We start from the raw sequence: 25,917 nt of genomic DNA, 5'->3' as shown, positions 1-25,917 counted from the left end.
GCGGATGGTCCGTCGGCTCCCGCGCGCGAGCTCATGCGCGCGGACTCATGCGGCACAGGCTCATGCGGCGGGGCGGGAGTGCACACTCACGGCGTAGCCGCAGCCGTGCTCGTAGGGGTCGCCGCTCCAGGTCGCGTAACGCTGCCGCAGGGTCAGTCCGGCTCCGGTGCACCAGGCGTCGAACTCGGTGAGCGTCAGGGGCGGTTCCGGCAGCGGCAGGTGTGCCGCGTCGAGCCCCATGCCCGTGACCAGCAGTCCGCCGGGGCGCAGCGCGGTCGCCAGGTGCCCGACGACGGCCGGTCCGGTGCCGGGGGCCAGCAGGGGGATGACGTTCCCGGCGGCGAGCGCCAGGTCGAAGCCCGGTTCCAGGCCGAGGGCGTCCAGACGGGACAGGTCGCCGAGGAGCCACTCCTGGGCGGGTGCCTCGCGGCGGGCGACGGTGAGCATCGAGGAGTCGACGTCCACGCCGGTGCAGTGGTGGCCCAGCTCGGCGAGCCGGATCGCGATCCGGCCGGTGCCGCAGCCGGCGTCGAGCACCCGCGCGGCGGGCTCCAGCAGCGTGTCGCAGAAGGAGGCCTCGCCATGGATGTCATGGCCCGATGCGGCGAGCCGGGCGAACCGCCGGGCGTATTCCTCCCCGGCTTCTCCACCGGTCAGTTCCGCCCAGCGGTCGTGTTGCCCAGTCATGTTCCGTATGCCTTCCGGTAGGGCTCCCCCACGGTCGTGTGCGGTGAGCCGGGGTCAGGCGGCCCAGCCGATGGAGGAGACGTTGCTGTAGCCGTCGTAGTCGGAGCCCAGGTCCTCGATGATCCGGTCCCAGATGGCGTCGAGCTCCTGGGCGTCGTCGTCGAGCCAGGCGTCGACTGCCCGGTCCCAGACGCCGCGGACGTTGATGCTGCGGCTGACCAGATCGCGTCGGTACTTGCGCTCCACCGCGGTCTGGTCGACGGGGTTGATCTCGACGCGGGTGCCGCGACCGTTGTTGTTGAGCCGGTGCTTGAGGTCGGTGGCCACGTTGCGGCGGCGCAGGTCCCAGTAGGCGGCGTCCAGGCGGGTGCGGTTGGCGCGGTTGGGGGTGCGTTCCTCGGCGAGCCAGGCGATGAGGGTGCGGGGGGAGACGTGGACGCCGGCGCGGTCCATGGCCTCGTAGCCGGCGTCGGTGGTGGTGAGGTAGCGCAGGCGGGCGGCGAGGCCGCGTTCGGTGTCGACGGACGAGGCGATGCCGGTGACCATGTTCTCGATCGCGATGCCGAGGGCGTCGGCGCCGGGGACGCCGTTGGCGTTGTACTGGCCGAGGTTCATCCAGCGGCCTGCCATCAGCGGGTCACCGTGCCGATCGTGTACTCACCGGACGCCTTGCCCTCGCCGTGCTTGATCTTCATCTGGGACACGCCCCGGCCCTCGGGGAAGACCTGGCGCCAGTCGCCGGTTACGTGGAGCTCGTCGGTGCCCGTCATCGCGACGACGTCGAGGCCCGCCAGGTGCGCTTTGTGGGCCTTGCCCCAGAGGTTGGCGTAGGCCTGGCTGTGGATGATGTGCATCCAGTCCGGCCGGACCATCTCCCGGTTGTGGATCGACTCCCCCATCGTCGAGATGAACTTGCTGTACATCGCCTTGACGTACTCCAGCGTCAGGAGATCGTCCTCGGCGATGGCCTCCTCGCGGGCGGCCCCGAGGGTCTTGCGCAGGGCGTCGAGGAAGTTCTCCGTGGCACCGGACGTCCACGACTCGTGGATGACGGGCGCCTCGGTGAGTCCGTGCTTGGGGCCGGAGAGGCGTTGCAGCAGGCGCAGGGTGGCGTCGGTGACCCAGAGGGCGCCGGGTTCGTCGCGGTCGCCGATCGGGTCCGGCAGGTGCGGGTGGGGCCAGGGGGCGGGCGTGATCAGGTGGACGCCGGCGCGTTTGGGGCCGACACCGTCGGCGCCGGTGGTGTGTTCGAGCTTCCCGATGGGGAGCCAGCACTTCAGCGCGGACAGGTAGGCGGCGTTGACGTCGAGGGCGGTGACCCTGGTGTCGCCGGGGGCCTTGAGGGAGTAGCCCGGGTGGTGGAAGCGGGGGCGGGCTTCCCAGATCTGGTCCGGGTCCTTCTTCGAGGGCTTCTTCAGGATGTCGGGCAGGGCGGGGTAGGCCGTGTAGTCGTAACGGGCGGTGGCCCGGGTCTCGTTGAACAGGTGCATCACGTCCGGGATCGCCCGCTTGATCAGAGCCTTGAGCGCGGTTTCCTCGTCGCCGCCGGAGCGTTCGGCTTCTTCCTGGACAGCGCGGCTGATCTGCGAGGTCGTCTCGGCCTGGGCGCGGGCGGCCGACCGGGCCCGGCGCTGCGGCCGGGTCGGGACCGGTGCCGGGGTGGGTGAGGCGGCTGCCGGGGCGGGGACGTTCGGGAGTCCTGGTACGAGCGGGCCGGCGGCCGGGACGGGGACGGTTGTGGCAGGGGCGGTTGCGGGCGGGGCGGCGTTCGGGGGCGCGGCGGGCACGCAGAAGGCCCCGGCGTGCAGCGGATGGCCGTCGGTGGACCGGAATGTGGTGGTGACGCCGCAGCGGACGCAGGGGCCCGGGTCGCCCTCGACGGCGAGCCCGTCCGGGCCGCGCAGCGTGTCGTGACCGGTGAACACGGGTGCGGGCACCGCCGGTTCGGGGTCCGCGACAGCGGCGGGCGGGGGTGCCGTCGTGGCAGCGGGGGCGGGCGTGGGGGCTGTCGGGTAAATCTCGACGAGGCCCTTCAGCAGCCGCAGGTAGGGCAGGCGTGCGGGGGGCTGCGGGTCGGAGACCCCGGTCTCCCAGTTGGCGACGGTGGAACGTCCGACACCGACCGCCGACGCGACCTGGGCACGGGACAGTCCGGCCGCTTCACGCAGCCGCTGCCGCTCGGCCGGCGGCGGAAGAGCGGCCGTCAGGCGGGCCTCTTCGAGGAGCGCTTCGACACTGTTCTCACTCACCGCCTCACCGTACAACAATTGGACATGTCCTGCGCGTACATTGGACGGGTGTTGGACGTCGCTCTGATGCGATCGCCCCGGGCGGGCAGACACGGCCGGAGCACGGAGTGTCGCTATTGTCTGACGTCCGGGCTCGTCGAATCCGTCGATTCCATCGGGTATGGGGAGTACAAGAGTGGTGAATGTCCAAGGAATCAGCCTTCGCCCGCATCAGGCGGAGGCCGTCGACGCCGTCGTCGAGGGCCTTTCCCTCCCCTCATTCCCCGCCGACGGGTCGGTGCCAGATCGAGGTCGGCGCGGTCAGGTCCGGATGGCGACCGGCTCGGGCAAGACGATCATGGCGGCCGTGGCTTCGCTGCGGATGGTTCCGCGCGGCGGCCTGATCGGTGTCCTGGTGCCGACCTTGGAGCTGTTGACGCAGACGGTCGAGGCCTGGCGCGCGGTGGGGCACGACGGCCCGGCGGTGGCGGTGTGCGGTCTCGGTTCGGACCCGCTGCTCGACGCCCTCGGCGTCCGGTGCACGACGAACCCCACGCAGTTGGCGCTGTGGGCCGGCAGCGGTCCGATGCTGGTGTTCGCGACGTACGCGAGCCTGTCGCCCCAGGGCCTGGAGGACGATCAGGGTGACGAGGACGGCCGGGGCGCCGGAGAGGGCGCTGCGGCCCCGGGGGTGCTGGAGCGGGCCCTGCTCGGCTCGTACGGACAACGCATGGCCCCCTTCGACCTGCTCGTCATCGACGAGGCCCACCGGACCTCCGGCGCTCTCGGGAAGGCGTGGGCGGCCGTCCACGACCAGAGGCGGATCCCCGCCGAGCGGCGGCTCTACATGACGGCCACCCCGCGCCTGTGGGAGGCGGCGCCGGGCGGCGGCACCGGGGCGGACGGGCCGGGCGGGGGGCTGGTGGCGTCGATGGACGACGAAGAGCTCTACGGGCCGGTGCTGTTCGAGTTCGGGCTGATGGAGAGCGTCGAGCGCGGGGTCCTGGCACGGTTCGAGATCGACGTGCTGGAAATCCGCGACCCCGCACCGCCCGGACCGGACGCGTCCCCGGAGGAACGGCGGGGGCGGCGGCTCGCCGCGCTGCAGGCGGCGCTGTTGAAGCATGCGGACACCACCGGGATGCGGTCGTTCATGACGTTCCACTCCCGCACCTTGGACGCCATGGCGTTCGCCCGCGGCCTCCCGGAGACCGCTGCCGAACTCCATGCGGTGGACCCGGTCGCGTATCCGCGGCGGATCGGGGCGGACTGGCTGTGCGGTGAGCACCCGGCCGCGCACCGCCGGGCCGTACTCAGCCGGTTCGCGGACGGGCTGGACGCGGATGGCTGGGTGACGGACCTGAGTTTCCTGTGCAGTTGTCGGGTCCTCGGTGAGGGGGTCGATATCCGGGGCAAGCGCGGGGTGGCCGGAGTCGTCTTCGCCGACACCCGCAGCTCCCCCGTCGAGATCGTGCAGATCGCCGGCCGGGGCCTGCGCCAGGAACCCGGCGAGGGGAAGGTGTCCCGGCTGATCATCCCGGTGTTCCTCCGCCCCGGTGAAGACCCGGACCACATGATGGCCTCGGCGAGCTACCGCCCTCTGGTCGCCGTGCTGCAGGGGCTCCGGGCACACGACGAACGGCTCGTCGAACGCATGACCGCCCGGGGGCGGGCCCTTTCCGTGGTCGGCCTCGACCCGGTCCAGGAGGACGACACCGGCGAGGACGCGGTGTCAGCGGCCCCGGGCGGCGACGCGGACGCAGACGCGCACAGCGATACGGCCGCGGGCACAGGCGCAGGCACAGGCAGTGGCGCAGGCAGCGAAGCGGAGGTGCCCCTGCTCCGGTTCTCCGTGCCCCATGACCCCGGCGTCATCGCCGCGTTCCTGCGTACCCGCGTCCTGCAACCGGACTCCGAGGTCTGGCTCACCGGCTACAACGCCCTGTACACCTGGGCGCAGGAGCACGGGGACGCCCGCGTTCCCATGGGCACCGTCGTCCCCCTCGACGGCGACGGGGGCACCCTTCCGCTCGGGTCCTGGGTCAGCGAGCAGCGAAGGGCGTTCCGCCTCGGGACCCTGAAGCCGTGGCGGGCCGGGCTTCTCGACGAACTCGGCATGATCTGGTCCGTCGCGGATGCCGCCTTCCGGCAGAAGCTCGCGTCCGCCCGCGCCTACCACGCGAAGCACGCCACGCTCGCCGCGCCGAAGGACGCCGTGACGGACGGTGTGGCCGTCGGCCAGTGGCTCGCCAACCTCCGCAAGCCCGGCGGCCTCGGCAGGAACGCGGAGCGCGCGGAACAGCGTCGCGAAGCCCTGGCGGCGATCGACCCGGACTGGAATCCGCGGTGGCCCGTCGACTGGCAGCGGCACTACGCCGCCGTCCGCGTGCTGCTCGCCGAGGAGCACGGCCCCGCCGAAATCCTGCCCGGCGTCACCGTCCACGGACTCGACGTCGGGACGTGGGTCCGCCGGCAGCGTGATCCGGCCGTGTGGCGGGGCCTGATGCCCGAGCAGCGCGAACGCCTGGAACGGCTCGGCCTGCACCCCCTGTTCGAACCGGAGCGGCCAACGGTCAGGAAGACGGGGTCCTTCGAGCGCGGCGTACGGGCCCTCGCTCAGTACGCCGCCCGCGAAGGCCACCACCGGGTTCCCCGCGCCCACACGGAGGAGATCACGGTGGAGGGCGAGCCCGGGCCGGTGAGGGTGAAGCTCGGGGTGTGGATCTCCAACACCAGGAGCCGCCGCGACAAGCTGGCCGAGGAACAGCGCGCCGCGCTCACGGAGCTCGGTGTGGAATGGACGTGACTTCGGAAACGTCAGCACCTCGCCGCACACCGGCACCGGCACCGCGCTGACACCGGCACCGGCACCGGCACTGACCGTGCAGGTGCCCCTTGCTCGGCGCTCGGACTGCCGGGCCGACGGCTGGCTAGAATGGCCGCCATGAGTGATCGCTCCGCTCCCCGGACCGTGTCGCCGGCGCTGCTCGGCATGGAGGGCGACTGGCTGCCGGTCACCGCGGGCGAATCGGGAGCGTTCGTCTTTCGCAGCGCGGACGCCACCCGGTATGCCAAGTGCGTACCCGCTGCGGACGTGGCCGATCTGGCGGCCGAGCGCGATCGGATCGCCTGGCTGAGCGGCCAGGGCGTACCGGGCCCCCGGGTCCTCGACTGGTACGCCGGTGATGCGGGCTCCTGCCTGGTCACCCGTGCCGTCTCCGGTGTATCCGCGGATCAGGTGCGCGCCGAGGACCTTCGAGCATCCTGGGGGCACATCGCGGACGCGGTACGTCGACTGCACGAGGTGCCGGTGTCCTCGTGTCCGTTCCACCGGGGGCTCGACGACGTGGTCGCCGTCGCGCGCGACGTTGTGGCCCGTGACGCCGTGAATCCGGAGTTCCTCCCCCTGGAGCAGCAACACGTGCCCCCGGCCGAGCTGTTGACCCGCCTCGGCGGGGAGATCCCTCGGCGACGGGATCAGGCGGTCGCCGACACGGTCGTCTGCCACGGAGATCTGTGTCTGCCCAACATCATCCTCGATCCGGGGACCTCGCGGGTGTCGGGCTTCATCGACCTGGGCCGTCTCGGGGCGGCCGACCGTCACGCCGACCTGGCGCTGCTGCTCGCGCAGGCGCGGGAGACATGGGTGGACGAGGGGCGGGCACGGGCCGCGGACATGGCGTTCGCCGAGCGGTACGGCATCGCCCTGGACCATGACCGCCTGCGCTTCTACCTCCATCTCGACCCGCTCACCTGGGGCTAGAGAGATGTCCGGCGGATCAGCTCGGCCGGATCGGATAGCGTCCTGGCATGACACAAGGGTTCGATCTTGCCGCGTCTCTCGCCAGGGGCGTCGATGGCCGCCGTGGTGCGTGGAGCTTCGTCCAGGGCTTTGCCGCTCATTGGGCCGACGGTCTCAAGGACGGTGACGGGTGGGCGGACGCTGATCTGGCGGAGGCGGAGGAGCGGCTCGGTGTCCGGCTGCCGGCAGCCCTGCGCGAGGCGTATCTGCTGTTCGGTCGCCGCCAGGATCTGACCAGTAATCACGATGAGTTGCTGGGTCCGGCCGCCCTGTACGTGGATGACGCGGGGGAAGCTCTGGTCTTCCGGCACGAGAATCAGGGGGCCGCGTCCTGGGGCATCCTCCTGGGAAGCCTCCGGGACGACGATCCCGCGGTGTGCGTGCGGCCCGATCTGGCCGACAAGAGCGCCGAGCGGTGGGAGAACTGGCTGGAACGCACGTCCCTCTGTTTCGTCGAGATCATCCTGTCGGAGTCTCTGCAGGCGGATGAGGAGCGGTGCGATTACCTCGACGCGGATGACGACACCATCGGGATCCTGGAGAAGAACGCCGTCCGGCTGCCGTTCCCCGTATATCCCGCCGGGCAGGAACACGGGTCGCGGTGGTTCCTGGGCCAGGACGTTCTCCTGCGCGAGGACGACGGCGCTGCCGTCCTGGCCCGGGGCCGAACGGCAGCGGACCTCGACCGCGTCCGCGAGCTGATTCCGGGCGACTGGCTCAACGGCTGACGACGGCCGCGCCCGCCGTTCCTGTCGCCCGGTTGCACGGATCTCGCCCACTGCTCCTGTCGCCCGGTTTCACGTAACATCAGCAGCCCCGTGCCCGTCAGCGTGCGGATCCCGCGGGCTTGCGCCCCCAGGCCGTGAGCATGCCGGCCGACAGCGCGGCGCACGCGGTGCTTTCCAGGTACCGGATCGCCGCGTCGACCGCCGCGTCGTCGACCAGGCCGGTGGAGAGCATCGCCTCCCTGCCGCGCCGCCAGGTGTCGGCCCAGAAGCGGCTGATGGCGCTGCCGGGCAGCAGCGGCGGTACGTGCATCTCGGCGGCGACGGGCTCCAGTCCCGCCTCGCGCAGGAGGTGCGGGTACGACGGGACCCAGGAGACATCGGTCCCGATGGTGGCCCGAAGCCCTTGCCACATCGCCCGCATCGCCGTGGAGTACGGGGTGGTGGGCGTGCGGTCGCTCGTCAGGTCGACCGCGTCGCTGAGCACCAGGACACCGCCGGGCGTGAGGAGTTCGGCCAGCTTGCCGATCAGACGGTCCCGCTCCGGCAGGTGCATCAGTACGAAGCGCGCGTGAACGAGCTGGAAGCGGCCGGGGGCGAAGCAGGGGGCGGTGATGTCGGCCTCCAGCACCTCGAGGCCGGGCGCGGGGCGTGCGTTCAGGAAGCGCACGTCGCGGTCCACGGCGAGCACGCTCCGCACCCCGGCCTCGTCCAGCAGCCGGTGCGCGACCGTGCCCGTCCCGGCGCCGATGTCGAGGCAGTGCCATCCCGGCCCGGCTCCGAGCGCCAGCAGGCGGCCATGGTCACGTCGTCGTAGGCGAGAGCACCGAAGTCGATGCGCTCTGCCTCCCCCGCCCGGTCGGGGCGGAAGAAGGACTCGCCGTAACGGCCGCCGCCCGACGCGTCTTCGGGCGGAGGCGCGTTCACGCCGCCACCGTTACGGCGCCGAACCGGGCGTCCCTGTCCGGTCGTGGTCCTCGGCTGCCGGCCAGGGGGATCTGCGGTTCGTCGAGCTGTTTCATGGCCGGGCCTCTCCTCGCGACAGGACAGCACGGGGCGGCCCGGGGCCGCCCCCGGCCATCCTGCACCGGAGGTCGTCGGAGCGGCCGAGGCTCGCCGCGGCCCGCTGCCGGGCACCCCCGGTAGCCGGACCCTGAGGAGCCCTTCGTACGATCGGGCGCCCCGGACGACGACGGATGGAGGACCCGATGGGCGGTCAGGTCACCGCGGTGAGCCGCAGCGAGCAGTACGCGTTCAGCAAGCCCAACCGCCCCTTCATCACCCTGCTCGCCGGGCTCGGCGTGGAAGGGGATGTGCATGCGGGGAAGACGATTCGCCATCAGTTCCGTATGACGTACGAACCGGATCTGCCCAATCTGCGCCAGGTCCACCTGATGCACGAGGAGCTCTTCGACGAGCTCGCGCTCAAGGGTTTCGACGTATCGGCCGGCCGGCTCGGCGAGAACATCACCACCGGAGGAGTGGACCTCCTCGGCCTGCCCACCGGGGCGCTGCTGCGCCTCGGCGAGGAGGCGGTGCTGGAGGTGACGGGGCTGCGCAACCCGTGCGCGAAGATCAATGACTTCCGCACGGGGCTGCTCGGCGAGGTCTTCGCCCTGGATCCCGGGTCGGGCGAGTTCACCTTCAAGTCGGGCGTCATGGCGGTGGTCCGCAGCGGAGGAACGGTCCGCGCCGGCGACCCCGTCGAGATCGAGCTGCCGCCCCTCCCCCACTCGCCTCTGGAGCGCGTCTGAGAATCGGGCCGTGTCAGTGGTCGGTGACAGGCTTGTGGAGTGCTGATCAAGGGATACGACGAGGGCCCGCTGGTTGCCGGGGAGCCACTGCTGACGCGACCGGGCTTCTGGTCGAGCTACCTCATGACGATGGGCGGTGCCGGAACAGGCGTTGAGCGTCCCGTTCCGGAGTGGTTCGGCGATGACGGCGCCGATACGGATGCCGTCACCGACATTCTCTTCGATCCCGAGCGCTGGCCGGTGTTCCGGGTACCCGCTGCGGACGGCGCTGGTGTCGCGGTGATCTACCGCAATCTGGAGGGTGATCACGGCATCGACTACCTCCTCACCCGTCCGGGCCGGAGCTGCGCAGAGCGGATCACCGGCGGGGACGGAGGGTTCTCGGGGACCGGGCTGACCTGGCACGAGCTGGTCCGCTTCGCCGACAGTCCCGCCCCCGCGGCCGACGGTGTCCTGGACTCCGCCGCCCGCCTCCTGCTCCTCCTTCCCCTTCTCGACGAACTGGCCGTGCCGGGGACGGCGCCGGCACAGCTCGGTGCCGCTCTGACCGCGGCGGGTGCCCCACAGGACACCGCCCCGAGCACGGCGGAGTACCTGCTCTCCCACCTGATGGGCAGACCGCGGCACGACTCCACATGGGACTCGCCGCTGAGCGGTTTCTAGCCGCCGTCGGCTGCTTCCAGGGCCTCGGGTTCGCTTCATCTCGGGCTGTTAGAGTGCAGCCCTGCGGCGACAATTCGCCGCGTTGCTTTGGCACTTCGTTCGTCGAGCGGAATCCACCGGGACAGGGAGCGTAGGAATGCGCTGCAAGGAGATGCTGGCCTTCTACGCCGGTATCGCCGCGCTCCTGATCGTTTCCGCGTTCGCCCTCGGCGCCCCCGATCCGACTCCGGGAACCGTCGCCACGGCAGATCGCTCTCAGGCCGTGTCCGTATTCGATGGATCAGGGCTGAACACTCCGTTGGAGGGCGTGGACGGTGACGTCACCCTCCAGCAGCGCCACAAGGCGGGGAGCACGACGGCATCGCCCACCGTTCAGGCCGCCATTCCCTTCTCCTCGGCGGATCTTCACGACTGCGCGGCGGACGTGACCCGACAGCATTCTTCGCACCCCGGATCGCGCGGCCCCGACCGCGCCCGGATCCTTCGCTGCTGAGCGAAGAATCCGACACCTCTGTCACCTCCTGCGGCAGCCCTCCGGGCCCCGAATCGCCTGACACATTCGACGGTTCGTTCCTCGGCATTTCATAGAACGTGCGCGCCGCATCGCACTTCTCGCATTCCCGGAATGAGATCCGTTCGGGATCGCGCGCTTCCGTAATTCCGCGCTTCCGTAATTCCGCGCTTCCGTACTTCCGTGCTTCTCCGCGCGCCGCTGTAGCTGCCGCTGAGTTGCGGAACGCTCGGCCCGTCCGGATATCCGGCCATGCGGCAATGCGGTCAGTCCCCCCTCCTCAACACCCCGACTCAGTCCTGGAGCAAACGCGCATGCATCAATTTCCCCTCGCCTCGGAGCCGGCCGGCGGCATCGCGGGGTGGGCCACCAGCCTCGTCGACACCATGGGCGGCCCCGGGGCCGGGCTGGCGATCGCCCTGGAGAATCTCTTCCCTCCGTTGCCGAGCGAAGTCATCCTGCCGCTCACGGGCTTTGCCGCAGGACAGGGAGTGATCAGCCTGTTCTCCGCCCTGTTCTGGACCACGCTGGGGTCGGTGGTGGGGGCTGTCGCTCTTTACCAGATCGGCGCTCTCTTCGGCCGGGACCGCATGTACGCGCTGTGGGAGCGGATCCCCCTGGTGAAGGTGTCGGATCTGAAGAAGACCGAGCAATGGTTCGTCAAGCACGGCATGAAGGCCATCTTCTTCGGCCGGATGATTCCGATCTTTCGCAGCCTGATCAGCATCCCGGCAGGCCTCGAGCGGATGCCCCTGCCGACCTTCGTGCTGCTCACCGCCCTGGGCAGCTTCATATGGAACTTCATCCTCGTCATGGCCGGATATCTGCTGGGTGACCAGTGGGACCTCGTGGAGAGTTACGTCGGCGTCCTCTCGAAGGCCGTCCTGGTGCTGGTGGTCGCGGCGCTGGCGGTAGCGGTCGTTCGCAGGGTGCGTGCCCGTCGAGCCGATCGGCAGCAGGACCGTGTCCGCACGGACGGATGACGCCGGGGGCGGCCCGCCCGTCACTCTTCGAGGGCCGCCGGAAACGGTCCACGAAGAGTCGCTGCGACAGGCCGCGCGCAGGGCGCGGGAAATCGATCCGATGGACAAGGTGGCACACATGGCCATGTGGGACCGCATCAAGGACCAGGCCAAGGGGCTGCAGCAGCAGTCGCAGGGCGCGAGGGGCCCCGCCGGTCAACGGCAGGCGGGTACGGGAGCTTCCGGGGGTTCGAAGGAGAAGCTGGTCGGGCTGCTCAAGTCCCAACTCAGCTCGCTCAAGGCGGAACTCAAGAGCGGGGCCTATCGGGACGCGAGCATGGCGATGTGCGCTCTGGTCGCCGCCGCCGACGGGTCCGTCGACCCGGCCGAGCGGCATCACGTGGAGTCGCTGATCGTTCAGAACGACGTCCTGCAGAACTTCCCGCCCGAGCAGTTGAGGCAGAGGTTCAACAAGCACGTCGACCAGATGATGGCCAACTTCCCCCAGGGCAAGGCCGAGGCGATGCAGGAGATCGCCAAGGCGGCGAAGAAGCCCGTGGAGGCCAAGGCGGTCGTCCAGACGGGCTTCGTGATCGCCGGTGCGGACGGGTACATCGCCCCGGCAGAGGCCCAGGTTCTGCGGGAAGCCTGCGTGGCACTCGGAGTGTCCCCGCAGGAGTTCGGCCTCTGATCCGGTCAGGCAACGCCCTGGGCTCGCCTCCTGCCGGTTCGCGGGGCCCGCACCGTGCATGAGGTGCGGGCCCCGGCCCACCGGTGGTGTGCACGCCGCCTGACGAGTCGTCGGCGTAAGGGGTGAGGGGCGGATTGCCGCGCACAACCTTGCGGCTTCCTTGATCGTCCAACCACTGCCGGGGGCGCCTCAGCCGTCGGCAGGAGTGCATCGTGCCCAGTCACTGGAGAACCATGAGACCCGTCTCCGTCCACCCTTTCGTACGCTTCGGCGCAAGTGCCGTCGCGACCGCAGGAATCCTCCTGGCCGGTCTGTCCGTGCCGGCGTCCGCCGGGGAGTCCGCCACGGAGTCCGACCAGCTGTGGATCAACGCGCCGTACGAGAAAAACCTGCAGACAGGCGCCGAGACCGGTACGCCTGTCGAGGTCGGCCTCTACCACGACAACGACAACTTCACCGTCACGGACGGCCGTCTCACCGTCGACGTCTCCGGCATCGCGCAGGTGGCCGAGGTGACCTGGCCCGAGAACTGCGCGCCCACCGGGACGACCGCCGTGTGCAGTGTCGACCACGTGCCCGCGATCGGCGACGACTACAGCCCCCAGGTGCGGCTCGAGGTCCGCGCCGCCGAGACCGCCGAGGCGGGGGCGCACGGTCGCATCACCTACGCCGCGACCGCCACCGGTGGCCCGGACGGAACGTTGGAGGCTCCCCTGGACTCCTTCGAGACGACGCTCACCGTCACCTCCGGCCCGAACCTCGTCCTGAACGGGCTCGACCCGGTCGAGGGCGCCACCCCGGGCACCGTCCACACGGTGCCGCTCTCGGTGACCAACGAGGGGCACGAGCCCGCCCAGGGCTTCACCCTCGACATGACCGCGTCGCACGGTCTCGGGTTCGACGCGCGCTACGCCGCGTGCGCGTACACGCGGACGGGCGGCTCGTACGCGCCCATGTCCCGCGCCGAGTGCGTCTTCGACCAGGTGCTCCTGCCCGGTGACACCTTCACGCTGCCGGAGCCGTTCCGGATCTCCGTCGAGGACCACGCGCTCAGGGAGCGCCTCGACATCGACGTGCAGCCCGCGGGCGGGGCCACCGACATCGACACGAGCGACAATTTCGGGATCGTCGCCGTGGACGCGGTCAACACGGCCGACTTCACGGTGCGCGGCTCCCGGGTCAACGGCGCCGTCGGGGAGACCGTCGAGGCCGCACTCACCTTCCGTAACAAGGGCCCGGGCTGGGTCGGGAACCTCGGTTCCGGCGACCCGGTCGCCCTCGTCGACTTCACCGTTCCCGAGGGTGTCACCGTCACCGGCGCCCCCGACGCGTGTCAGGCCAGGACGTCGGCCGGCGGCTACCGGTCGGGCCGGCTCGGCGCATCGCGTTACGTGTGCGAAATGCCGTACTGGGTGCTGGAGAACACCGTTCGCACCTTCCGCTTCGACCTGCGCATCGACACCGTCGTCCCCAACGCCGAGGGCCGCGTGACCCTGCGGCCGGTGATCGCGAACGCGGGCTTCCCGTTCGACCCCGAGCCCGGTAACAACGAGGGCCGGGTGACGGTCAACCCGACCCCCGCCGCGTAACCGCGGAAACCGGCGGGGCGCAAGCCAGTTGCGCCCCGCCGGGCAGGCCCCGGGTGTATGTGGCGGCCGGGCGGCCCGCCGCGGTCCCGGGCCGTCAGTCGTCGGTCAGGGCCACCGCCCCCACCGGACAGGCGCGTACGGCTTCCCGCACCAGCGGGTGGTCCCCCGTCTCCGCCGGGCGGCCGGGAAGCATCTCGCTGAACCCGTCGTCGTCCTGCGTGAACACGTCCGGGGCCGTCAGCGCGCACATGCCGGCCCCCACGCAGCGTTCCTTGTCGACCCGGACGCCCATGCCGCTCACCACGCCACGGGGAGTTCCAGCAGGCCCTGGACCGTGTCCCCGGGTTTGTGCTGGATCTCGTGCGCGGGCACGGCGAGCCGGAGGGCCGGCAGCCGTTCGAAGAGCGTGCGCAGCGCGATATCGAGCTCGGTGCGCGCCAGGTTCTGGCCCAGGCACTGGTGGACGCCGAAGCCGAACGCGAGATGGTGGCGGGCCGACCGGTCCCAGTCGAGCGTCTCCGGATCGGCGAACACCTCGGTGTCGCGGTTGATGAGCGAGGTCGAGAACATGACGCCCTCGCCCTTGCGGATCGTCGTCCCGGCCACCTCGATGTCCTCGGCCGCCAGCCGTTGCAGCCCGTCGGCGATGGACAGGAAGCGCAGGAGTTCCTCGACCACCACGGACGTCGTCGTCTCTCCGGCGCGCAGTGCCTCGAGTTGTCCGGGGTGCCCCAACAGCGTGAACGTGCCGAGCGAGATCATGTTCGCCGTCGTCTCGTGTCCCGCGATGAGCAGGATCATGGCGAACGAGACGAGGTCCTCGCGGCCGACGGGCCCGTCCGGGCCGTCGCGGTGGATCAGCTCGTCCAGCAGCCCCTCCCCCGGCTCCGCCCGCTTGCGGTCGATCAGGGCGCCCAGGTACTCCTCCAGCTCGATCCGGGCCTGGTCCACATCGGCCGCGCCCGGCCCGCGCAGGAGCCGCCGCGAACACCCCTCGAAGAACTCGTGGTCGGCGTACGGCACACCGAGGAGCGCGCAGATCACCATCGACGGCACCGGCAGCGCGAAGTCGGCCACCAGCTCGGCGGGCGGCCCTTTCCGCTCCATCGCGTCCAGCTGCCGGTCCACGGTCTCCTGGATGCTCGGGCGCAGAGCGGCGATCCGCTTCACGGAGAAGCTCGGGATGAGCATCCTGCGCTGGGCGTTGTGCTCGGGATCGTCGACGCCGAGCAGAGCCACGCGCCGCTGCCGCGCGTTGGCGAACCGCTCGGCCGGTACGGGAAAGGCGGGGTCGGTGCGGTCGGTGGACAGCCGTGGGTCCGCCAGCAGTCGACGGGCCAGGGCGTGCCCGGTGACCGCCCAGACCGGGCGTCCGTCGTAGAGGGTGACCCGGCTCAGCGGCCGGTCCTCGCGCAGCGGCGCGTACCCGGCGGGCGGGTGGTAGGGGCAGTCGCGGTCCTGCGGGAACGGCGTCGCGGCGGACGGTTCGGTGGTCGGTTCGGTGGCGGGGCAGGTGGAGGCAGGGTCCTGGCGGGCCGGTTCCGTCGTGGATTGCGTCATGGAGCGGTCGCCTCGCAGAGCTCGGTGATAGGTACGGAGCGGGTCGCTCCACACCGCACACCCAATTGGATGCCCTAGGCACCTATGTGGTCGATGTGCGGACCGGCCAGTTCTTGTGACGGCCGATCTGGCCGATGTCTTTCGCACCCGCCCGAGCCCTGCCGTATCGGCTCAGGTCCAGCGGGTGCGACGGGCCGGCACCGGGCGGAACACCGGACCGTCCACGGCCGGAACTGTTCAGGACGACGTCCGGAATCATGCCGTCCACGGTCGGCGGGATGTCCGCGCCTTCGTGTTCGCCACCAGCGGCCCGCCCGAGACGCCGGTGATCCCGCTCCCCCACCCTCACACCGTCACCGTGCCGTCACCTTGGTGATGAACGCGCCGAGATTCGCCATGGTTCGCTGGATCTGCTGCTCCAGGGTGAGCGACTCGCGGAGCCGCGCCCCGACTCCCGCGTCCTTCTTCCCGCGTACGTAGAGCGAGCAGGCGAGGTCGCTGCACATGTAGGCGCCGACCGAGTTGCCCTGCTGGCCCGCCTTCCCGGACCTCGGGGCGACCAGCAGGGAGACGCCCCCGGTGTGGGTGGTCACGCACATCGAGCACATGCTGCGGCGGGTCTGCCAGGAGCCGGCGTCGGAGGAGCGCAGCTGGATCCCGACGGGGCCCTGGTCGGACGGGACCACCAGGTAACCCCGGCCGGGGGCCTGGGGGTCGCGCCAGCCCAGGAAGTCCAGGTCGCCCCAGGGGCGGTCGGCCAGGTCGCGCGGGACGGACAGGCGTTTGGCCTCGCCCTTGGTGCAGTTCACGAATGCGGAGCGGATCTCTTGCTCGGTCAGCGGTTCCATGCGGCCCACGCTAATTTGCCTAAAACTCTTAGGCAAATCTATATTTGTTTAGGTAACCGCGGAGAAGCGTTCGGAGGACGGCATGGCAAGAGCAGGACTGGCCGTGGAGCGGGTGGTGCGGGCGGGAGCCGAGCTGGCGGACGAGATCGGCTTCGAGCATGTGACACCTTCGGAGCTCGCCCGGAAGCTGGGCATCAGGACCGCGAGCCTCTACTCACACGTCAAGAACGCCCACGACCTCAGGACGAAGATCGCCCTGCTCGCCCTGGAGGAGCTCGCCGACCGGGCGTCGGCCGCTATCGCCGGCCGGGCCGGCAAGGACGCGCTCCGCGCCTTCGCCGACGCCTACCGCGACTACGCCCTCCAGTACCCGGGCCGCTTCACCGCGGCCCGGTTCCGGCTCGACCCGGACGCGGCGGTGGCGAGCGCGGGCATCCGGCACTCCCGGATGACGCGGGCGATCCTGCGCGGCTACGCCCTGACCGAGCTCCAGGAGACACACGCGGTACGACTCCTGGGCAGCGTCTTCAACGGTTACGTGGAGCTGGAGACGGCCGGCGCCTTCCGCCACAGCTCTCCCGGCTCCGAGGAGAGCTGGAACGAGATCATCGATGCGCTCGACGCCCTGCTGCGCAACTGGCCCGCTCATTCCTGACCGAACCTCCCAGCCCCCGACGGATGAAGGCACAGAGATCATGACCACCCGGCACGACTGGACGACGACTCCCATCACCCCCGGCATCCTGCGTGGCGCGCTCGACCTGGAGCACACCGATCGCGGCGTGCTGCCGCACCGGTTGCCCGCGCGCGCACGGCTGCAGATTCCCGACGGTCAACTGGCCATGGCCGAGTCGCAGCCCTCCGGGGTCCGGCTGGCGTTCCGCACCCGGGCCACCGCCGTCGAGCTGGACGTGGTGGCCACCAAGCGGGTCTACGTCGGCGCGCCGCCGCGCCCCGACGGGGTGTACGAGCTCCTCGTGGACGGTCGCCCGGCCGCCCGGGCCAGTGCCGCCGACGGCGATACGCTCACCATCGATCCGGCCACGATGACCACACAGTCCCGGCCCGGCCCCGTGGAGACGCTCCGGTTCACCGGTCTGCCGGACGCCGAGAAGGACGTCGAGATCTGGCTGCCCCACGACGAGACCACGCACCTGGTCGCCCTGCGCACCGACGCCCCCGTCCTGAGCCCCCGGCCGAGCGGCCGTCCGGTCTGGCTGCACCACGGCAGTTCCATCAGCCACGGGTCCAACGCCACCACCCCGACCGGCACCTGGCCCGCCCTGGCCGCCGCCCTCGGCGCAGCCGAACTGATCAACCTGGGGTTCGGCGGCAGTGCGCTGCTCGACCCCTTCACCGCCCGCGCCATACGCGACACATCCGCCGACCTGATCAGCGTCAAGATCGGCATCAACATCGTCAACGCCGATCTGATGCGGCTGCGCGCGTTCGGCCCGGCCGTCCACGGCTTCCTCGACACCGTCCGCGAAGGGCACCCCACCGCCCCGCTGTTGGTCGTCTCGCCGATCTGCTGCCCCATCCACGAGACCACGCCCGGCCCCTGCGCCCTGGACTACAGCGGGATGAGCGAAGGGCGACTGCGGTTCAAAGCCACCGGCGACCCGGCCGAGACCGCCGCCGGGAAGCTCACCCTCACCGTCATCCGGGACGAACTGGCCCGGATCGTCGGACAACGCGCCGCCGCCGACCCGCATCTGCACTACCTCGACGGCCTCGCCCTCTACAGCGGGAGCGACCACGCCGAACTCCCGCTGCCCGACGACCTGCACCCGGACCCCGCCACCCACCGCCTCATCGCCGAACGCTTCGCCCGTCTCGCGTTCGGCGACGGCGGCCCCTTCGGTACGAAGAGTCGGTGACGGTGCCCGGGGGCGGCCGAGGACCGGGTTCGGAACGAGGCCGGAGCCTCACCCGTCCTCGGACGACCGGTTACGGGGCGTCCACCAGGACGCGACCGTCGGCCGGGGTGCGCGAGGCGAAGCCGCCCGCGTAGGCGGATTCGACACGGGCCTGCTCGGCCGCGTCCGGGACGGCGTTCGTGCAGCTCGTACCGGCGCTGGAGCCCGACATCAGCTGGGCGCAGGGGCCGGGCTTGGTGTCCGGCAGCCCCAGGCTGTGACCGAGCTCGTGGGCGGCGATACGGGTCTTGTCGTGACCCTCGGTGACCGCCTGACTGCCCAGCTCCACCCTGGCCTGACCACCGGGGCGGACCGGTCCGAGTGTGGCCTGCGGCCAGCCGCTGGTGGCCACGATCTGTATCTCGGCCGGTGTGCCGGGGGCGGCCTCGACGAGCTCGACGTTGTCGACGTTCGCGTTCCACGAGGCGACCCCGGCCGCGATCGCCGCCTCCCAGCCGCCGGCACGGCTGTCGTCGTACCGGAGCGTCACCACCGCCGACGCGTTCTCCGTCGCCGCCGGGTCCGGCGCGGGAGCGGCGTGCGCCGCCGTAGCCGTGGCCAGGGTGATCGCCGCTGCGACACCGGCCGCCTTGAGCCATCTGGAATTCGGCATTGCTGTCCCTTCACTCATGGGGGGCTCGGCTCCGCAGGGGAGCCGAGGGAGTGGGAGGACGGTCACGGCGAACCGAACCGCCGAGCGGGTGTGGCCGGTCGCCGGTCCTCCCGGGGCCGCAGAACCTATGCCGCACCCGCAGCTTGATCATGCCCCTGTCAATAGAAATAGGCCGGAAACGCACCCTGCGCGGTCTCCGGCCGGCGACGCTCGGCGCCATCGCCCTCATCGGCGTCAGGAGCCGCTTCCGTACCCTGGGGGCATGCGTATGCGACCCACTCTGAGCTGGACCTCCACCGAGGAGCCGCCGCCGGCCACCACGGACCTGGAGCCGGTCACCGAGGCTCTGGGCGGTGGCGGTGTCCTGGTCCTGAGCGGGGCGGGCATCTCCACGGAGTCGGGCATCCCCGACTACCGCGGCGAGGGCGGAAGCCTCAGCCGGCACACCCCGATGACCTACCAGGACTTCACCGCCGAGGCCCCGGCGCGTCGGCGGTACTGGGCACGCAGCCATCTCGGCTGGCGCACGTTCGGCCGGGCCAGGCCCAACACCGGGCACCGGGCCGTGGCCGCGTTCGGGCGGCACGGTCTGCTCTCGGGTGTGATCACCCAGAATGTCGACGGTCTGCACCAGGCCGCCGGCAGCGAGGGAGTCGTGGATCTCCACGGGCGCCTGGACCGGGTCGTCTGCCTCTCCTGCGGCGCGTTCAGCCACCGGCGCGAACTCGCCCATCGGCTGGAGGAGGCCAACGAGGGCTTCGCGCCGGTGGCCGCCGCGATCAACCCGGACGGGGACGCCGACCTCACGGACGAGCAGGTCGGGGACTTCCGGGTGGTGCCCTGCACCGTCTGCGGGGGCATCCTCAAACCGGATGTGGTGTTCTTCGGCGAGGCCGTGCCCCCGCAACGGGTCGAGATCTGCCGCGAACTGGTCCATGAGGCGTCCGCGCTGCTGGTTCTGGGGTCCTCCCTGACGGTGATGTCCGGGCTCCGGTTCGTCCGTCAGGCCGCCGGGGCCGGAACGCCGGTGCTGATCGTCAACCGGGACCCGACCCGGGGCGACCGGCACGCCCTCACCCGCGTCGCCCTTCCGCTGGGAGCGGCCCTCACCACCGTGGCCGGCCGGCTGGGCGTTCCCGTCGACGACGACGGGGCGGCGGCCGGGACCGGGTGAGGTGGTGGGGACCGGGTGAGGTGGTGGGGCGTCAGCTTTCGGCCATCGACGCCGTGTCGGGCCGGGGCTACCGGGCGAACGTCCGCAGGTCCTCCGCCAGTGAGCTGATGGCGGCGGGGTTGCGCGGGCTCTCGACCAGGTCCACGTAGTCGAGGACGACGATCCGGTCGTTCTTGATCGCGGACACGCCGGCGAGCGGCTTGTAGGACTTCAGGAACTTCCGCTTCTGGTCGGCGCCGGTGCCCCCGTAGTTGTTGATGACGATGACCTCGGGGTCGCGGTCGACCACGGTCTCCCACCCCACCGTCGTCCAACTGTCCTTGAGGTCCTTCATGATGTGGTCGCCGCCGGCCTTGGTGATGATGTCGTGCGGTCCGGCGTACGCGCCCGAGGTCAGCGGCTTGTCCTTCCCGTCGTCGTACAGGAAGACGCGGAGGCGGTCGCCGCCCTTCGCCGCCTTCGCCCGGGCGTCGGCGACCTCCTTCTCGAAGGCCGTGATGAGGGTGTCCGCCCGGTCCTCGACGTCGAAGATCTTCCCGAGGTTCCGCAGGTCGGTGTAGAGCGCTTCGAGCGGGGGCATGACCCCGCGGGCCTTGCCCTGCCCGTTGCGGCACGATTCGCTGAGCAGGTAGGAGTCGACGCCCACGCGCTTCAGTTCGGCGGGGGTGAACCCTTCGCCTTCGTTGAAGCCGTAGTTCCAGCCGGCGAAGACCAGGTCGGCGCGTGCGTCGAGGACCAGTTCCTTGTTGATCCGCTCCTTGGAGAGCCACTTGGTCTTCGTGTAGCCGTCCTTCCAGGGGACGGACGTCATGTCGCCCTTGTCGTCGGGCATCACGTATCCGGCCATGTGGTCCGCCAGTCCGAGGGCGAACATGATCTCGGTGATGCCGACGTCGTTGGTCACGACGCGCTGCGGGGCCTTGGCGTAGCTCTTCTTCTCACCGCAGTTCTCGACGGTCACCGGGTAGTGCCGGTCGGCTCCGGCGGCGTCGTCCTTCCCATCGGCCTTCGACGTGACGTCCGCTCCGCAGCCGGTGAGGGCCAGGGCGGCTACGAGAACGAGGGCTGCGGGACGCAGGGGGTTCGGCATGGTGGTCGATGGCTCCTCAGGAGGTGGGGCGGGCGGGGGGAAGGTCGAAGAGAAGTTGGAGCGCTCCGGTCTCGGGGTGGGCGACGCGGTGTGCCCGTACGCCGAAGACGTCGGCCAGCAATTCGGTGGTCAGGACGGTGTGCGGGGCCCCGGATGCGACGATCCGGCCGCGGTCGATGACGTGGAGGAGGTCGCAGTGCAGGGCGGCGAGGTTCAGGTCGTGCAGGGCGGTGAGCACGGTCAGGCCGCTGCCGCGGACCAGGGCGAGGACTTCCAGCTGATGGGCGATGTCCAAGTGGTTGGTGGGCTCGTCGAGGACCAGGACCCGGGGCTGCTGGGCGAGGGCGCGGGCGATCAGGACGCGCTGCCGCTCGCCGCCGGAGAGGGTGAGGAATCCGCGTCCGGCGAGGTGTTCCGCGCCGACCCCCTCCAGGGCGTCGGCGCAGAGCCGGCGGTCCTCGTCGGTCGTCCGGGCCACCGGCCCCTGATGCGGCAGACGCCCCATGGCGACGATCTCGGCCACGGTGAAGTCGAATTCCGCGACCGCGTCCTGCGGAAGCGCGGCCAGCCGGCGGGCGCCTTCCCGGGTGCTCAGGGCGTGGAGGTCCTCACCGCCGATCCTGACGGCGCCGGCCGAGGGGCGCAGGGCCCGGTAGACGCAGCGCAGCAGCGTGGACTTCCCGCTGCCGTTGGGGCCGACCAGGCCGACGAGCTGTCCGTCGGCCGCGCCGAGGGTGACCTGGTCCACCAGCCGTGCACCGGCGATCTCGACGGTGAGCGCGTCGACGTCGATCCGCATCAGATGCCTCCGAAGGAGTAGGCGCGCCGGCGCATGAGGAGGATGAAGCAGGGAACGCCGATGACCGCGGTGAGGACGCCCACCGGCAGTTCGGCCGGTGCCAGCACCACGCGCGAGAGGATGTCCACCCAGATCAGCAGGACGGCTCCCGCGAGGGGGGCGACGGCCAGGAGCCGGCGGTGGTCGGCGCCGATCACCATCCGTGCGGCGTGCGGGACCATCAGGCCGACGAAGCCGATCGCTCCGCTCACCGCGACGACCGCACCGGTGACGGCCGCGGAGACGAGGAAGAGCTCCTTGCGCAGTCGCCCGGGATCGACCCCGAGTGCGGCGGCGGTCTCGTCGCCCATGGCGAGGGCGTTCAGGCGCCGTGCCGACCAGCCGAGGTGCGCGAGGCCGGCGAGCACCGCCCCGGCGGCGATCGGCACGGCGGCCCAGTTGGCCCCGCTGAGGCTGCCGAGCAGCCACATCATCGCGGAGCGGGCCGCTTCCCCGCGCTCGGCGGCGAACACCATGAACGTGGTGACGGCCGAGAAGCCGTAGTACATCGCGGTCCCCGTCAGGACGAGGCGGAGCGGGGTCAGTCCGCGTTCGGTGCGGGCGACCGCGTACACGAGCAGCATGGCGAGGAGAGCGGAGAGGAACGCCGCCGTGGACAGGGCCCAGATGCCGAGGGCGCCCAAGGCCCCGAAGATGAGTACGGCGTTGGCGCCGACCGCCGCGCCCGAGGAGATGCCGAGCACGAACGGGTCGGCGAGCGCGTTGCGCACCATGGCCTGGACGGCGACGCCGATGGCGGAGAGACCGGCTCCCACGACGGCGGCCAGCACGGCGCGCGGCAGGCGCAGTTCCCAGACGATGGTGTAGGCGGGGACCTCGTCGGGGCCGATGGCTCCGCCGGTCAGTCCCGCCCAGAGGTAGCGCAGCACTTCGGCCCAGGAGAGCCCCGAGGACCCGAGGCCCGCCCCGCAGACGAGCGAGAGGGGAAGGGCCAGGCAGAGTCCGGTCAGGAGGATCGGCAGGGGTACGCGCCGTGGTGGCGCCGGTCCGGTGCCGACCCGCGCCGGGCGCGAGGGCTTGGAGGGTATGCGGTCGAGCGACGTGGCCACGGGTCGGTCGCTTTCGCCTCGGGCCGTACGTCTGCGCGAGGAGGAGCGGCCCGGACGACGGCCGCCCCGTGCAGCGCCCTTTTCGCAGTCCACGGCGAATGGTCAGGAGCCTTCTCCCCCACGGGTGATCGGGCTCACGGAACCGATGGTTCCGCCTACCGTTGCGGGTCAGCGCCGGATTTCGACCGGACTTCCCCCGCGGGGAATGCGCAGCTTAGCGCGTGGATGCGGCCCGCTCCCGCGGAGGGCGAACCGCGCGGGGCGAGCGAGGGCGGGCCGTGCGGGCGTCTCAGGCGGCCGGCGGAGGCAGGAGCTCCGTCATCACCGCGTGCGGCAGCGAGGGGTTGGCGGCGGCCGCTTCCGCCGACCGCGCATCGGGACCCGCCACCAAAGCCGTGATGACGTCCGGCGGAAGCGCCTGATGCCCGGCGGCCACGGGTCGTGCCTCGGCGTCGTCCAGGCAGGCGAGGAGCGCCGGGGCCGTGGCGTTGCGGTGCCGGGCGATGACCCGGAGCGCCTTCCGCACGGGTGGTTCGTTGCGGGCCAGCTCCTCCAGCAGCGCCGACGTCGCATCGGGGTTGGCGGCGATCCTCGCGATGACCTGGCCGCCGTGCCGGCCGGCCATGGCGCGGAGCCGCGACTCCTGGAACCCGGGGTGCGGAGCGATGGACTTGACCACTGCGGCGTCGGGGTCGGTGGCCAGGGCGTCGCGGATCTCCACGGGGAGGTCGCGTCGTTGCGCCACGAGCATCCGCGCGGCCGGGTTCGGCGATCCGGCCAGCGCCTCGACCTCGGCGGGGGAAGCGGAGGCGATCCGCGGCAGCAGGGTGGCGCCGATCCTCGTACCGCGGGCCAGGCGGGTGAGGACGTCGAGCGGTACGGCCGGGTGGTGCGCGAGCCCCCGCCGCACGTCGTGGCTGTCGTCGTCCGCCAGCGCGCGGATCAGGGCGTCGCCGATCGCGGGGTTCTCCGCCAGGTCGGCGCGGACCCCGGAGTTGGGGTCGGAGGCGAGGCGTTCGTACACCGCGGACGGCAGATCACGGCGGGCCGCCAGTGCCCAGCGCAGCAGCAGTGACGGGTGGTCGACGAAGCCGGTGAGGGCTCCGGCCGGGGTGGCCGGGTTGCGGAGCGCCGCCTGCAGCAGGTCGTGGGTGGTGGATGCGTGGGAGCCGTCGCAGGAGGCTCCCGGCCGCAGGTCGCAGTCGTCACGCGGACACCGCGGATCGTGGGTGAACGGGAGCGTTTCCCGGTCGCAGACCAGGCAGTGCCGCGCGGCGGGCAGCCCTTCGCCGCTGACCAGGGCCTCCAGTACGGACGGGGGTGTCGCTTCGTTGACCGCCGCCGCGCGGCGCACCTCGGCGTGCGGATGCGCCGCGAGCCGGGCGGCCACGTCCGCCGGGGCCCACAGGGCGACCTCCGCGACGACCCGTATCTCCGTGTCCGCCGACAGGGCGTCGACCACGTCCGGCGGAAGGTCCGGGCAGGCGGCCAGCTTCTCCCGGTGTTCGACGACCGGATCGGCTGCGAGGAGGCGCGCCCACGCGGCGGGGCCTTCGCCCCTGTCGAGCAGAGCGAGTGCGACGTCGGGCCGGGCCAGGGGGTCGACGTCCGCAGCCGTCAGCCGTCCCTCGTACGCGAGCCGTACCGCGCTCTCCTCGACGCGCGCGGCCAGGGCGACGGCCTGGGCGTGGCTGAGGTCCGCCCGTTCGGCGAGGTGTTCGGCGACCTCGGCGTCGGCGACGGCGATCAGCCGGTCGACCAGCGGGGGCGGCAGGTTCTCGTTCGCGGCGAGCCCGCACAGGAGGTGGTTCACGGAGGGCATCCTGCCGGGTCGTCGGCCGGAGGGCAGGTGGATTTTCGCGTCGGTGCGGACGGCCCGTGGAATCTCGGGGGGGGGGAGGGCTCCGGACGTGTCCGGGCCTTCCTCGGCGTTCACCAGCTGATGCGGGCCGCCACCGGCCGGTGGTCGCTGCCGGTGGCGGGCAGGACCCACGAGCTGTTCGGCTCCACGCCCCGGACCATGATGTGGTCGATCCGCACCACCGGGAACGTGGCCGGCCAGCTGAAGCCGAAGCCGTCCCCCGCCGCTTCCTGGGCCGATTCCATCCGCGAGGTGATGTCGGCGTACGCGCGGTCGTCCATGGTGCCGTTCAGGTCGCCGAGCAGCACCACCCGCTCGTTCCGTTCGGCGGCGAGGGCCTGGCCCAGCGACCGCGCGCCGGCGTCCCGCTGACCCGTCGAAAGCCCCGCCCTGGGGTTGACGCGTACGGACCCCAGATGTGCCACGTACACCGCCAGTGGTCCATGGTCCGTGGCCACCGTGGTCCGCAGCCCCCGGTTGTAGACCATCTTGACCTCGGCGGGCTTGGCGTCCCCGAGCGGCCCGATGTCCATCTTCACGTCGACCGGCCGGGTGTCCGACAACGGGAACCTGCTCCACAGCCCGACCGTGCCCCGCACCGTGTGGTGCGGGTACGCCTTCGCCAGTTCCTTCTCGTACGTCCCCCGGGCGTCCGCGGCCAGCTCCTCCAGTGCCAGCACGTCCGCACCGGAGCCGGCCAGGGCGCGGGCCGTGCCGACCGGATCGGAGTTGTCCGCGCCGACGTTGTGGGAGGCGACCGTGAGGTCGCCGCCCGCTCGGGACCTGTCGGTGAGCAGGCCACCGAAGAGGGCCAGCCACGCCACGACCGGCAGGAGCAGAGCGATGACCGCGAGGGGGGAGCGGCGCAGCACCGCCCCGGCCAGCAGCACCGGGACGAACAGGCCGAACCACGGCAGGAAGGTCTCGACCAGGCTGCCGAGGTTCCCGATCCGGTTGGGGATGCTCGCGTGCAGCAGCAGGATCAGGCCCAGCAGCAGTGCCGACGCCGCGAGGACCCGGCCGCGCTTCCAGAGCCCGGGCCGGGAGCCGGACGGGGTCTCGCGCTGTTCGGTGACGCCCGGTCCTGTGACGCCCGGTCCTGTGACGTCCGGTGCGGTCCCGGCCGTGTCCACCTGCGTCATCGTCTCTCCTCGCTCACTGCCGCTCACGGCCGCATCCTCGGGTCCTGCATGGGGTCGGCGGATCCGGTGGGTCGTGGTGCGCGCCGATGGCGGTGGTCGAGTCATGCTGCCAGTCAAGGCAGCGTGGAGTTGCCGGCGCGTATGCGCTTTTCGATACGCCGACGATATGCGCCGACTCCTACCATCGGGG

The 25,917-nt window shown here is 71.4% G+C and carries 24 protein-coding genes, 1 pseudogene and 1 riboswitch; of the genes and pseudogenes, 12 read left to right on the top strand and 13 right to left on the bottom strand.

The genetic code is table 11. From position 1 onward, the window contains the following. Nucleotides 1-60: 60 nt before the first annotated feature. Genes ACIQPT_RS31610 through ACIQPT_RS31600 form a run of 3 tightly spaced genes read right to left on the bottom strand, consistent with a single transcriptional unit; the run spans nt 61 to nt 2,936 of the window. Nucleotides 61-687, bottom strand: coding sequence for a class I SAM-dependent methyltransferase (locus ACIQPT_RS31610; protein WP_401160868.1), 627 nt, complete (start codon nt 685-687; stop codon nt 61-63). A gap of 54 nt (nt 688-741) precedes the next feature. Next, nucleotides 742-1,317 carry a transcriptional regulator gene (locus ACIQPT_RS31605; protein ID WP_401160866.1) on the bottom strand — a complete coding sequence of 192 codons (576 nt, stop codon included), beginning with the start codon at nt 1,315-1,317 and terminating at the stop codon, nt 742-744. Next, nucleotides 1,317-2,936, bottom strand: coding sequence for a helix-turn-helix domain-containing protein (locus tag ACIQPT_RS31600; RefSeq protein ID WP_401160864.1), 1,620 nt, complete (start codon nt 2,934-2,936; stop codon nt 1,317-1,319). The genes ACIQPT_RS31605 and ACIQPT_RS31600 overlap by 1 nt, the downstream gene beginning before the upstream one ends. Nucleotides 2,937-3,096: 160 nt before the next feature. On the opposite strand from ACIQPT_RS31600, the gene ACIQPT_RS31595 reads away from it, so the two are divergent. The 3 genes from ACIQPT_RS31595 (at nt 3,097) to ACIQPT_RS31585 (ending at nt 7,445) form a co-directional block, all read left to right on the top strand. Beyond that, complete coding sequence (locus tag ACIQPT_RS31595) at nt 3,097-5,721, top strand: Helicase associated domain protein (protein WP_401160863.1); 2,625 nt, start codon at nt 3,097-3,099, stop codon at nt 5,719-5,721. Between the two features lie 138 nt (nt 5,722-5,859). Then, on the top strand, nt 5,860-6,678 hold the full coding sequence (locus ACIQPT_RS31590) for an APH(3'') family aminoglycoside O-phosphotransferase (protein ID WP_401160861.1): 819 nt from the start codon (nt 5,860-5,862) through the stop codon (nt 6,676-6,678). 47 nt (nt 6,679-6,725) lie between these two features. Next, nucleotides 6,726-7,445, top strand: coding sequence for an SMI1/KNR4 family protein (locus ACIQPT_RS31585; RefSeq protein ID WP_401160859.1), 720 nt, complete (start codon nt 6,726-6,728; stop codon nt 7,443-7,445). Between the two features lie 97 nt (nt 7,446-7,542). Here the strand turns inward: ACIQPT_RS31585 and ACIQPT_RS31580 are convergent. Beyond that, nucleotides 7,543-8,369: pseudogene (locus tag ACIQPT_RS31580) on the bottom strand (class I SAM-dependent methyltransferase). A 281-nt stretch (nt 8,370-8,650) separates the two neighbouring features. Here ACIQPT_RS31580 and ACIQPT_RS31575 point away from each other — a divergent pair. The 6 genes from ACIQPT_RS31575 (at nt 8,651) to ACIQPT_RS31550 (ending at nt 13,612) form a co-directional block, all read left to right on the top strand. Beyond that, nucleotides 8,651-9,196 carry an MOSC domain-containing protein gene (locus ACIQPT_RS31575; protein ID WP_401160857.1) on the top strand — a complete coding sequence of 182 codons (546 nt, stop codon included), beginning with the start codon at nt 8,651-8,653 and terminating at the stop codon, nt 9,194-9,196. A gap of 39 nt (nt 9,197-9,235) precedes the next feature. After that, the gene (locus ACIQPT_RS31570) at nt 9,236-9,859 is read left to right on the top strand and encodes a hypothetical protein (RefSeq protein WP_401160855.1); all 624 of its coding nucleotides are present in this window, start codon (nt 9,236-9,238) and stop codon (nt 9,857-9,859) included. 136 nt (nt 9,860-9,995) lie between these two features. After that, on the top strand, nt 9,996-10,352 hold the full coding sequence (locus tag ACIQPT_RS31565; RefSeq protein ID WP_401160853.1) for a hypothetical protein: 357 nt from the start codon (nt 9,996-9,998) through the stop codon (nt 10,350-10,352). Nucleotides 10,353-10,684: 332 nt separating this feature from the next. Continuing rightward, the gene (locus ACIQPT_RS31560) at nt 10,685-11,353 is read left to right on the top strand and encodes a DedA family protein (RefSeq protein ID WP_401160851.1); all 669 of its coding nucleotides are present in this window, start codon (nt 10,685-10,687) and stop codon (nt 11,351-11,353) included. A gap of 118 nt (nt 11,354-11,471) precedes the next feature. Beyond that, nucleotides 11,472-12,023 (top strand): tellurite resistance TerB family protein, encoded by a 552-nt coding sequence (locus tag ACIQPT_RS31555; RefSeq protein ID WP_401160849.1) that lies wholly within the window; start codon nt 11,472-11,474, stop codon nt 12,021-12,023. A 233-nt stretch (nt 12,024-12,256) separates the two neighbouring features. Then, entirely contained in the window at nt 12,257-13,612 is a 1,356-nt protein-coding gene (locus ACIQPT_RS31550) for a hypothetical protein (RefSeq protein ID WP_401160847.1), read from the top strand. A gap of 94 nt (nt 13,613-13,706) precedes the next feature. Here ACIQPT_RS31550 and ACIQPT_RS31545 read toward each other — a convergent pair whose 3' ends face one another. From ACIQPT_RS31545 to ACIQPT_RS31535, 3 genes are all read right to left on the bottom strand, one after another. After that, nucleotides 13,707-13,904: a ferredoxin gene (locus ACIQPT_RS31545; RefSeq protein WP_401160845.1), complete on the bottom strand. Its 198-nt coding sequence runs from the start codon at nt 13,902-13,904 to the stop codon at nt 13,707-13,709. A 5-nt stretch (nt 13,905-13,909) separates the two neighbouring features. Continuing rightward, the gene (locus ACIQPT_RS31540) at nt 13,910-15,172 is read right to left on the bottom strand and encodes a cytochrome P450 (protein WP_401160843.1); all 1,263 of its coding nucleotides are present in this window, start codon (nt 15,170-15,172) and stop codon (nt 13,910-13,912) included. A 353-nt stretch (nt 15,173-15,525) separates the two neighbouring features. Continuing rightward, on the bottom strand, nt 15,526-16,020 hold the full coding sequence (locus tag ACIQPT_RS31535) for an FBP domain-containing protein (RefSeq protein WP_401160841.1): 495 nt from the start codon (nt 16,018-16,020) through the stop codon (nt 15,526-15,528). A gap of 82 nt (nt 16,021-16,102) precedes the next feature. Between ACIQPT_RS31535 and ACIQPT_RS31530 the strand changes: the two genes are divergently transcribed. Then, nucleotides 16,103-16,675 (top strand): TetR/AcrR family transcriptional regulator, encoded by a 573-nt coding sequence (locus ACIQPT_RS31530; RefSeq protein WP_401160839.1) that lies wholly within the window; start codon nt 16,103-16,105, stop codon nt 16,673-16,675. Between the two features lie 40 nt (nt 16,676-16,715). Further along, the gene (locus ACIQPT_RS31525) at nt 16,716-17,900 is read left to right on the top strand and encodes a GDSL-type esterase/lipase family protein (RefSeq protein ID WP_401160837.1); all 1,185 of its coding nucleotides are present in this window, start codon (nt 16,716-16,718) and stop codon (nt 17,898-17,900) included. Nucleotides 17,901-17,970: 70 nt separating this feature from the next. On the opposite strand, the gene ACIQPT_RS31520 is transcribed toward ACIQPT_RS31525, so the two are convergent. Continuing rightward, entirely contained in the window at nt 17,971-18,552 is a 582-nt protein-coding gene (locus ACIQPT_RS31520; protein WP_401160835.1) for a snapalysin family zinc-dependent metalloprotease, read from the bottom strand. Between the two features lie 262 nt (nt 18,553-18,814). On the opposite strand from ACIQPT_RS31520, the gene ACIQPT_RS31515 reads away from it, so the two are divergent. Continuing rightward, nucleotides 18,815-19,726, top strand: a complete 912-nt coding sequence (locus ACIQPT_RS31515) for an NAD-dependent protein deacetylase (protein WP_401160834.1) — start codon at nt 18,815-18,817, stop codon at nt 19,724-19,726. 67 nt (nt 19,727-19,793) lie between these two features. Here ACIQPT_RS31515 and ACIQPT_RS31510 read toward each other — a convergent pair whose 3' ends face one another. From ACIQPT_RS31510 to ACIQPT_RS31490, 5 genes are all read right to left on the bottom strand, one after another. After that, the gene (locus tag ACIQPT_RS31510; RefSeq protein ID WP_401160832.1) at nt 19,794-20,816 is read right to left on the bottom strand and encodes an ABC transporter substrate-binding protein; all 1,023 of its coding nucleotides are present in this window, start codon (nt 20,814-20,816) and stop codon (nt 19,794-19,796) included. A 16-nt stretch (nt 20,817-20,832) separates the two neighbouring features. After that, complete coding sequence (locus ACIQPT_RS31505; protein ID WP_401160830.1) at nt 20,833-21,615, bottom strand: ABC transporter ATP-binding protein; 783 nt, start codon at nt 21,613-21,615, stop codon at nt 20,833-20,835. Continuing rightward, entirely contained in the window at nt 21,615-22,724 is a 1,110-nt protein-coding gene (locus tag ACIQPT_RS31500; RefSeq protein WP_401160828.1) for a FecCD family ABC transporter permease, read from the bottom strand. The genes ACIQPT_RS31505 and ACIQPT_RS31500 overlap by 1 nt, the downstream gene beginning before the upstream one ends. A 101-nt stretch (nt 22,725-22,825) precedes the next feature. Next, nucleotides 22,826-22,943, bottom strand: a riboswitch (cobalamin riboswitch). 70 nt (nt 22,944-23,013) lie between these two features. Beyond that, on the bottom strand, nt 23,014-24,537 hold the full coding sequence (locus ACIQPT_RS31495) for a hypothetical protein (RefSeq protein ID WP_401160826.1): 1,524 nt from the start codon (nt 24,535-24,537) through the stop codon (nt 23,014-23,016). A gap of 119 nt (nt 24,538-24,656) precedes the next feature. After that, a complete protein-coding gene (locus ACIQPT_RS31490; protein WP_401160824.1) occupies nt 24,657-25,727 on the bottom strand; it encodes an endonuclease/exonuclease/phosphatase family protein in 1,071 nt (356 codons plus the stop codon). Nucleotides 25,728-25,917 lie beyond the last annotated feature (190 nt).

It is taken from the genome of Streptomyces sp. NPDC091289 (assembly GCF_044757365.1).
Classification (GTDB): Bacteria; Actinomycetota; Actinomycetes; order Streptomycetales; family Streptomycetaceae; genus Streptomyces.
The sequence above is the reverse complement of the archived record's forward strand: the minus strand, read 5'-3'. Positions and strand labels throughout refer to the sequence as shown.

Coding starts and splice junctions, on each gene's coding strand:
- ACIQPT_RS31610 (WP_401160868.1), bottom strand. CDS start 687: ATGACTGGGCAACACGACCGCTGGGCGGAACTGACCGGTGGAGAAGCC.
- ACIQPT_RS31605 (WP_401160866.1), bottom strand. CDS start 1,317: ATGGCAGGCCGCTGGATGAACCTCGGCCAGTACAACGCCAACGGCGTC.
- ACIQPT_RS31595 (WP_401160863.1), top strand. CDS start 3,097: ATGGGGAGTACAAGAGTGGTGAATGTCCAAGGAATCAGCCTTCGCCCG.
- ACIQPT_RS31590 (WP_401160861.1), top strand. CDS start 5,860: ATGAGTGATCGCTCCGCTCCCCGGACCGTGTCGCCGGCGCTGCTCGGC.
- ACIQPT_RS31585 (WP_401160859.1), top strand. CDS start 6,726: ATGACACAAGGGTTCGATCTTGCCGCGTCTCTCGCCAGGGGCGTCGAT.
- ACIQPT_RS31575 (WP_401160857.1), top strand. CDS start 8,651: ATGGGCGGTCAGGTCACCGCGGTGAGCCGCAGCGAGCAGTACGCGTTC.
- ACIQPT_RS31565 (WP_401160853.1), top strand. CDS start 9,996: ATGCGCTGCAAGGAGATGCTGGCCTTCTACGCCGGTATCGCCGCGCTC.
- ACIQPT_RS31560 (WP_401160851.1), top strand. CDS start 10,685: ATGCATCAATTTCCCCTCGCCTCGGAGCCGGCCGGCGGCATCGCGGGG.
- ACIQPT_RS31555 (WP_401160849.1), top strand. CDS start 11,472: ATGGCCATGTGGGACCGCATCAAGGACCAGGCCAAGGGGCTGCAGCAG.
- ACIQPT_RS31550 (WP_401160847.1), top strand. CDS start 12,257: ATGAGACCCGTCTCCGTCCACCCTTTCGTACGCTTCGGCGCAAGTGCC.
- ACIQPT_RS31545 (WP_401160845.1), bottom strand. CDS start 13,904: ATGGGCGTCCGGGTCGACAAGGAACGCTGCGTGGGGGCCGGCATGTGC.
- ACIQPT_RS31540 (WP_401160843.1), bottom strand. CDS start 15,172: ATGACGCAATCCACGACGGAACCGGCCCGCCAGGACCCTGCCTCCACC.
- ACIQPT_RS31535 (WP_401160841.1), bottom strand. CDS start 16,020: ATGGAACCGCTGACCGAGCAAGAGATCCGCTCCGCATTCGTGAACTGC.
- ACIQPT_RS31530 (WP_401160839.1), top strand. CDS start 16,103: ATGGCAAGAGCAGGACTGGCCGTGGAGCGGGTGGTGCGGGCGGGAGCC.
- ACIQPT_RS31525 (WP_401160837.1), top strand. CDS start 16,716: ATGACCACCCGGCACGACTGGACGACGACTCCCATCACCCCCGGCATC.
- ACIQPT_RS31520 (WP_401160835.1), bottom strand. CDS start 18,552: ATGCCGAATTCCAGATGGCTCAAGGCGGCCGGTGTCGCAGCGGCGATC.
- ACIQPT_RS31515 (WP_401160834.1), top strand. CDS start 18,815: ATGCGTATGCGACCCACTCTGAGCTGGACCTCCACCGAGGAGCCGCCG.
- ACIQPT_RS31510 (WP_401160832.1), bottom strand. CDS start 20,816: ATGCCGAACCCCCTGCGTCCCGCAGCCCTCGTTCTCGTAGCCGCCCTG.
- ACIQPT_RS31505 (WP_401160830.1), bottom strand. CDS start 21,615: ATGCGGATCGACGTCGACGCGCTCACCGTCGAGATCGCCGGTGCACGG.
- ACIQPT_RS31490 (WP_401160824.1), bottom strand. CDS start 25,727: ATGACGCAGGTGGACACGGCCGGGACCGCACCGGACGTCACAGGACCG.